General features: G+C 59.4%; 5 protein-coding genes. 4 read left to right on the top strand and 1 reads right to left on the bottom strand.

Annotation, left to right across the window (positions count from 1 at the left end; translation table 11 throughout):
- Positions 1 to 48 precede the first annotated feature (48 nt).
- Positions 49 to 1,329, bottom strand: a complete 1,281-nt coding sequence (locus tag ACRDT3_RS07240; RefSeq protein ID WP_431492334.1) for an Nramp family divalent metal transporter — start codon at positions 1,327 to 1,329, stop codon at positions 49 to 51.
- Between the two features lie 243 nt (positions 1,330 to 1,572).
- Here ACRDT3_RS07240 and ACRDT3_RS07235 point away from each other — a divergent pair, with 243 nt between their 5' ends.
- The 4 genes from ACRDT3_RS07235 to ACRDT3_RS07220 all read left to right on the top strand — a co-directional run bounded on the left by ACRDT3_RS07235 (position 1,573) and on the right by ACRDT3_RS07220 (position 6,039).
- Positions 1,573 to 2,241: a response regulator transcription factor gene (locus tag ACRDT3_RS07235; RefSeq protein ID WP_431492336.1), complete on the top strand. Its 669-nt coding sequence runs from the start codon at positions 1,573 to 1,575 to the stop codon at positions 2,239 to 2,241.
- Entirely contained in the window at positions 2,238 to 3,674 is a 1,437-nt protein-coding gene (locus tag ACRDT3_RS07230; RefSeq protein ID WP_431492333.1) for a sensor histidine kinase, read from the top strand. Before ACRDT3_RS07235 ends, ACRDT3_RS07230 begins: the two co-directional genes overlap by 4 nt.
- Positions 3,640 to 4,638: a TAXI family TRAP transporter solute-binding subunit gene (locus ACRDT3_RS07225; protein WP_431492332.1), complete on the top strand. Its 999-nt coding sequence runs from the start codon at positions 3,640 to 3,642 to the stop codon at positions 4,636 to 4,638. The genes ACRDT3_RS07230 and ACRDT3_RS07225 overlap by 35 nt, the downstream gene beginning before the upstream one ends.
- A gap of 84 nt (positions 4,639 to 4,722) precedes the next feature.
- Positions 4,723 to 6,039 (top strand): M20/M25/M40 family metallo-hydrolase, encoded by a 1,317-nt coding sequence (locus tag ACRDT3_RS07220; protein ID WP_431492331.1) that lies wholly within the window; start codon positions 4,723 to 4,725, stop codon positions 6,037 to 6,039.
- The last annotated feature ends 34 nt before the right edge of the window (positions 6,040 to 6,073 follow it).

Below are 6,073 nucleotides of genomic sequence, written 5' to 3'. Positions count from 1 at the left end.
ATGCAATGAATTGCATGCCACCACGGCCTTGGATCTAGCGGAAGGCAATCAGCTCCAGAGCGGAGCCAGGGACTTGACCAGCTGCTGTACACCCAAGACGATGAACAGCACTGCGGTAATCGCCAGCGCGGTGTTGGTGTGCCAGCGGTTGGCCCATTCCTTGGGGATGCGCTTGCCGTTGAGCAAGCCCAGGAGGGTGACTGCCAGGAATGGCATGAACAGCGCACCGAGGACGCCATAGGCCAGGATCAGGGCAATTGGCTTGTCCAGCAGGAACAGCACCATTGGCGGGAAGGTCAGCCACAGGACATAGAACTTGAAGTACTTGCCACCGGTCAGGGTATCCGGGTGGTTTGCCGGCTTCTTGCGCATATGGCCCCAGAAGTCAGCGAACATCAGCGAAACACCGTTCCATACGCCGATGATCGAAGAGAAGGACGCGGCCCAGAAGCCAATGAGGAAGCCGTTGCCTACAACATCTCCGTATTCGGCTTTCAGCACGTCGCCCAGTTCCAACAGGCCCTTGTCGCCGCCGGAGATGCTCACGCCGGCGGCGCGAACTACCTCCGCGCCAACGATCAGCATGGCCAGCACGAAAATACCGGTCATGACGTAAGCCATGGAGTTGTCGATGCGCATGACGCGCATCCACTTAGGGGTGTACCAGCCCTTTTCGCGCAGCCAGTAGCCGTAAGCGGCCAAGGTGATCGTTCCGCCCACGCCGCCTGCCAATGCCAGGGTGTAGACGACGCCGCCCTCTGGAATCATCGGGATCAGGCCCTTGAGCATTTCCGGAATGTTTGGCACAGCGATGAAAGCCAGGCCCACCACGGTCACGAACATGATGCCCACCAGTACGGCGGTGATCTTCTCGAAGAAGCTGTACTTTCCGAACCACACCATCACGAAGCCCAGCAGGCCCATGATCACTGCCCAGATCTTCAGATCCACGGCTGGCATCAGAGCGGCCAGCGGCAATGCAGCCGAACTCATCGCGGTAGCGCCGTACACGAAGCCCCACAGGATGATGTACGGGCCGAAGTACCAGGTGGTCCACTTGCCCAGGGTCTTCCAACCCTCGAAAATGGTCTTGCCTGTTGCCAGGGTGTAACGGCCGGCGCCTTCAACCAAAACAATCTTCAGGATCACGCCGACAATCACTGCCCACAGCAGGGCATAGCCATACTGGCTGCCGGCTACCAGGGTGGCAACCATGTCGGCTGCGCCAACGCCGGTCGCCGCAACGACCAGGCCCGGTCCAATGACTTTCCAGCGCGGTGGGCCGCCACCGTCTAGGTCGGCGCGTTGCGCCTGGATGTTATCGCTCATTTAATTTTCCTTTTGCCACAGTGCGATGCCGCCGCAGCGTCGCATCGACGGTGACGCGGACCACGGGGGTGTGAGATCGTCTTCAATCTTGGTAGTGATCTTTCTTACTGGCAAACTCTCAGTCAAGTACTAACACTTTCTTAGGAATGCACGTGACGTGAAAAACACTGCGTGGTCCAATTGCTAGAATTGATCAATTACCTACGGGCCGCGAGCCCGGATCTGAACACCGAGGATGATGCCGTGCAGCTGTTGATCGTCGAAGACGACCAAGCCGTCGCCCGCGCCCTTGCCGATGCCGTGAGCGCGGCGGGTCATCAGGCTGAGCATGTCAGCCGCGGTGCTGACGCGCTCCTGAAGCATCACAACGCACAGATGATCCTGCTGGATCTGGGCCTGCCGGATATGGATGGACTGGAAGTCCTGCGCAAGCTGCGCCAAATCAGTGATGTTCCCGTGGTCATCCTCTCGGCTCGCAATGACGAACGCAGTGTTGTTCGGGGTCTGCGCCAGGGCGCCGATGATTTCCTGGTCAAGCCCATCGGGCTGGCAGTTCTTCTGGCCCGCATCGATGCGGTTGCCCGCCGCGCCAAGGTGCAAGCCAACGACAGCGGTGGTGTGCTCATCGCCGGCGGGTTGCGCGTGGACACCGGCAAGCACGAAGCGATCCTGAATGGACGGCATCTCCAACTGACCGCCAAAGAATTTGAGCTGCTGGCATTGCTGGCCCAGCACGCCGGATCGGTGGTTACCAGGGAACAGATCCTTGATCGCTTGTGGGGCGACGCGTTCGTGGCGGTTTCGCGCTCTTTGGATGTCCACCTCACCGGTTTGCGCTCCAAGCTTGCTGCGCCCGGGATGATCGTGAACGTTCGCGGGGTCGGCTACCGGCTAGAGACTCCAAACCCGTGAGACTGCGCGTACTGGGCATCTTGGGCACGCTGCTCCTCGCGATCGTAGCGATCCTCAGTGCAATGCTGTTGCAGAGCGTGAGCCGTGATGCCACCGCGGAAATCCAGCTAAACCGGATATCGGCATTGAATCGCTTTGTCCAACTGGCCACCCATGCCGATCTGAATAGCGACATGTCGCTGCTTCAGCTGGAGGTGGATACCTATAGCGATCTCTATGGCGAAGGGCTGCTGATCAATCTAGGCCCGCAGCAATTGGTCTCGGGAAGCATCGATCCCCAGGACCCCGAAGTCGCCGACACCGTGCGCAACGCAGAACTGAATCTGGGACTTGTCCAGATCCCGCCAATTGATCCGTTTTCCGATGCCACAGCCTTGCTCTCGCAGCCTTTCGGAAACTCTGCCCAGGTTCTCGGATCTGTAACGATGCAAGTGAACTTGGAAACTGCACGTGTGAATGTGCTGGAAAAGTCCAGCCTGCTGTGGCTGATTGTCTTGTCCATTGGTGCAGGACTCCTGCTCTTGGCCGACCGCTTGACCTTCTGGGTACTTCGTCCGGTGCACCGGCTCAACGACGCGGTCAACGATATTGCGCAGCATCAAGCACCGGTACTCCTGGAAGAGCAAGGACCTCCAGAACTGCGCCAGCTATCGCGGTCGCTGAGCAAGATGGCCCAAACCATGGCAGAAAGCTTGAAACAGCAACAGGAGCTCATCGCTGAAACATCCCATCAGCTTCGAAACCCTGTTGCCGCCTTGCGGCTGCGCGTGGATCTATTGAAGATGCGCATGGGCGACCAAGCGGATCCTGCCGGAGTGCACGCGGTGGAAAACGAACTGCATCGCGTGGAGACCTTGCTGGACGGCGTCATGCGCTTGGCCAGCGCCGAGCATCGGCTAGCCGAGCAGAATGCGGGGGAGTCCTTGCCCGATTCAGCCGCGCACGGACAACAAATCGACGTCGGGCAAATGCTTGCCGAGGAAGTCGAACGCCAATCCGAGGCCGCCCGGCACCTAGGCAACCAGCTGGTGCTCGACGCCAGTGCCACCTCGGAACCGAACGCCATGGCATGGTGCAACGGATTTGATTTGCAGCAGATGCTCGCAGAACTATTGGAAAACGCCTTCAAATACGCCCCTGGCAGCAAGATCGTCCTGGGCCTTCGCCTCAGCCCGTCAACTGTCAGCATCCAAATACAGGATCACGGAACCGGCATGAGCGCTGCTGAACTCGCGAATGCAGGAGAGCGTTTCTGGCGTGCAGAACAGGTACGGGAAAGTCCGGGAACAGGATTGGGATTGGCCATCGTAGATCGCTTGGCACGCGCCAACGCCGGTGAACTCACGCTGGAATCGGCTCAAGGCGAAGGGCTCAAAGCAACGATCAGCCTGCCACGACATGCCAACGAGTCCGAGGTGCCCGATGAATCCTGAGCCAATGCCGTCCCGGCGGAACTTGCTTAGATATCTCCTTGCGGTCCCGGTTGCCGCCGGAATGCCAGCACTTAGTTCCTGCAGCTCGCTGGCGAAGACAAATCGATTGGATATCGCCTCCGGCGAAGACGGGGGCATGTACTTCCAATTTGCCTCCTTGCTCTCCCACGCATTGGTGGAGAACGGCGTAGCCGAGCACTCAACAGCCTTGAATACCCAAGCTAGCGCCCAGAATCTGGCGATGCTCGCAGAAAATAAGGCCGAACTGGCTCTTGCGCTGGCCGATACGGTGGACCAGTACCGGAAGGACAGTGCACCGAAAGCTCAGCCGCTGGCCCTGGGACGGGTCTATCAGAACTATTTCCATTGCATCATCCGCACAGCAGCTGGGATTAGTTCGCTGCAAGATCTAGCAGGACGCACCATCGGTACCGGCGCGCCAGGATCCGGTACGTGGGTGACCGGTCAGCGAATCTTGCATGCAGCGAAGCTGAAGAACAGCGCGATCTCTCCCAAGGAGCTGCAGTACGGGTACGTGGCAGGGCTGAAGGCGCTGAGCAGGGGAAGCATTGATGCACTATTCCTTTTCGGCGGCCTGCCGGTTACCTCGCTCAGCGAGCTCGCTTCAACTAAGGACTTGGGCCTGCTCGATGTTTCCGGGGTCCTGCCGCAGCTGCGCGACCAGTACCCGGATCTCTACGACGGGGTTGTCATCCCGGAGGAAACCTACCGCGGAATCAAATCCGTGGAGACTATCGGGGTTGGCAACCTCTTGATGGCGCGCGCGGATATGCCCGAAGAGCTGGCCGGAGCCATCGTCAAGCTCTTGGTTGCCCACGCTGATCAACTGGTGCCAGAATCCAGTGCCGGCATTCAATTCTTGACCCCGGAAACCTTGGTCAGCACCGGTGGGCAGCCCCTGCACCCGGGTGCGAAAAAGGCCTACCAGGAACTTCACGGCTAGAATTTGCGCACGTGCGCACAAGACCGTTGGGGCTTTGCCCACTAGTGTGTATTGCAAAGCACTGCTACGAGAGGATCAATTGCGATGTCCACTGCTGGCGCCATTCCACTCATGGAAAATGAAGCCGTCGAGATCTGCAGGAAACTGATTCAGATCGACACGACGAACTATGGAGGCAACAAGGGCGCGGGGGAGCTTGTTGCCGCCCGCTATGTCGCTGGGTTGCTCGGGGAAGTTGGCCTGGATGCCAAGATCTACGAATCCGCTCCCGGACGGGCCAACGTGGTCACCCGTGTTCCAGGCGCCGATTCGGCATTGCCGGCCCTGGTAGTGCACGGCCACCTGGATGTCGTGCCAGCCATCTCCGAAGACTGGAGCGTTGATCCTTTCGGGGCCGAGATCATCGATGGGATGATCTGGGGACGCGGAGCGGTGGACATGAAGAACATGGATGCGATGATTATCGCCGCCATCCGCCACCTGCAACGCGAAAACATCACCCCGCGGCGTGATCTGGTCATCGCCTTCTTTGCCGACGAGGAGGCTGGCGGGGACTATGGCTCAGGCTGGATGGTGCAGAACCATCCCGAACTATTCGCCGGGGCGGCCGAGGCCATTAGCGAAGTCGGCGGGTTCTCAGTCGAAATCAACGGTCGTCGGGCATACATGCTGCAGACTGCGGAAAAGGGCATCGCCTGGCTGAAACTGACATCCAAGGGCATGGCCGGCCATGGCTCGCAGCTGAACACCGACAATGCGGTCACCCATCTGGCCGGAGCCGTTCATCGCATCGGTGAACATCGATGGCCGCTGTCCTACACCAAAACCACTCGCGCATTGCTCGAGCAGGTTGCCGAGCTGTCCGGACTGGACTTCGATGAAGCCGATCCTGCCCCGCTGCTCTCGGCCATGGGCAATGTCTCGCGCTTCGTCGGGGCTACCTTGCAGAACACCGCGAATCCCTCCGCCCTGGAAGCCGGCTACAAGCACAACGTCATTCCCGGCCAGGCCGAAGCGCTTATCGACTGCCGGACCCTGCCCGAGCAGCACGAAGCCACCTTGGAGACCCTGCGCCAATTGGCCGGGGAACACGTTGAGCTTTCCATGGTGCATGAACAAGATTCCCTGGAGGTGCCATTTGCCGGTGCGCTGGTGGATTCCATGATCGAGTCGTTGCTGGCTGAAGACCCGGAAGCGGTGGTTCTGCCCTATATGCTCTCTGGCGGAACCGATAACAAATGGCTGGCCAAGCTGGATATCACCGGCTACGGATTCGCGCCGCTGCAACTTCCTGCCGAGCTGGACTTCACCGGAATGTTCCATGGCGTCGATGAACGAGTGCCGGTGGACTCCATTAAATTCGGCGTGCGAGTGCTGCAAAACCTCTTGCAGGAATACTAGAACCAGCGTTGGCCCAGCCAGCACAACAGAATCC

The organism is Glutamicibacter sp., from assembly GCF_050701915.1.
In the GTDB taxonomy this organism is placed as follows: Bacteria; Actinomycetota; Actinomycetes; order Actinomycetales; family Micrococcaceae; genus Glutamicibacter.
The sequence above is the reverse complement of the archived record's forward strand: the minus strand, read 5'-3'. Positions and strand labels throughout refer to the sequence as shown.

What these genes read in the sequence shown, in the direction of transcription:
- ACRDT3_RS07225 (WP_431492332.1), top strand. Translation starts at nt 3,640, where the DNA reads ATGCCAACGAGTCCGAGGTGCCCGATGAATCCTGAGCCAATGCCGTCC.
- ACRDT3_RS07240 (WP_431492334.1), bottom strand. Translation starts at nt 1,329, where the DNA reads ATGAGCGATAACATCCAGGCGCAACGCGCCGACCTAGACGGTGGCGGC.
- ACRDT3_RS07220 (WP_431492331.1), top strand. Translation starts at nt 4,723, where the DNA reads ATGTCCACTGCTGGCGCCATTCCACTCATGGAAAATGAAGCCGTCGAG.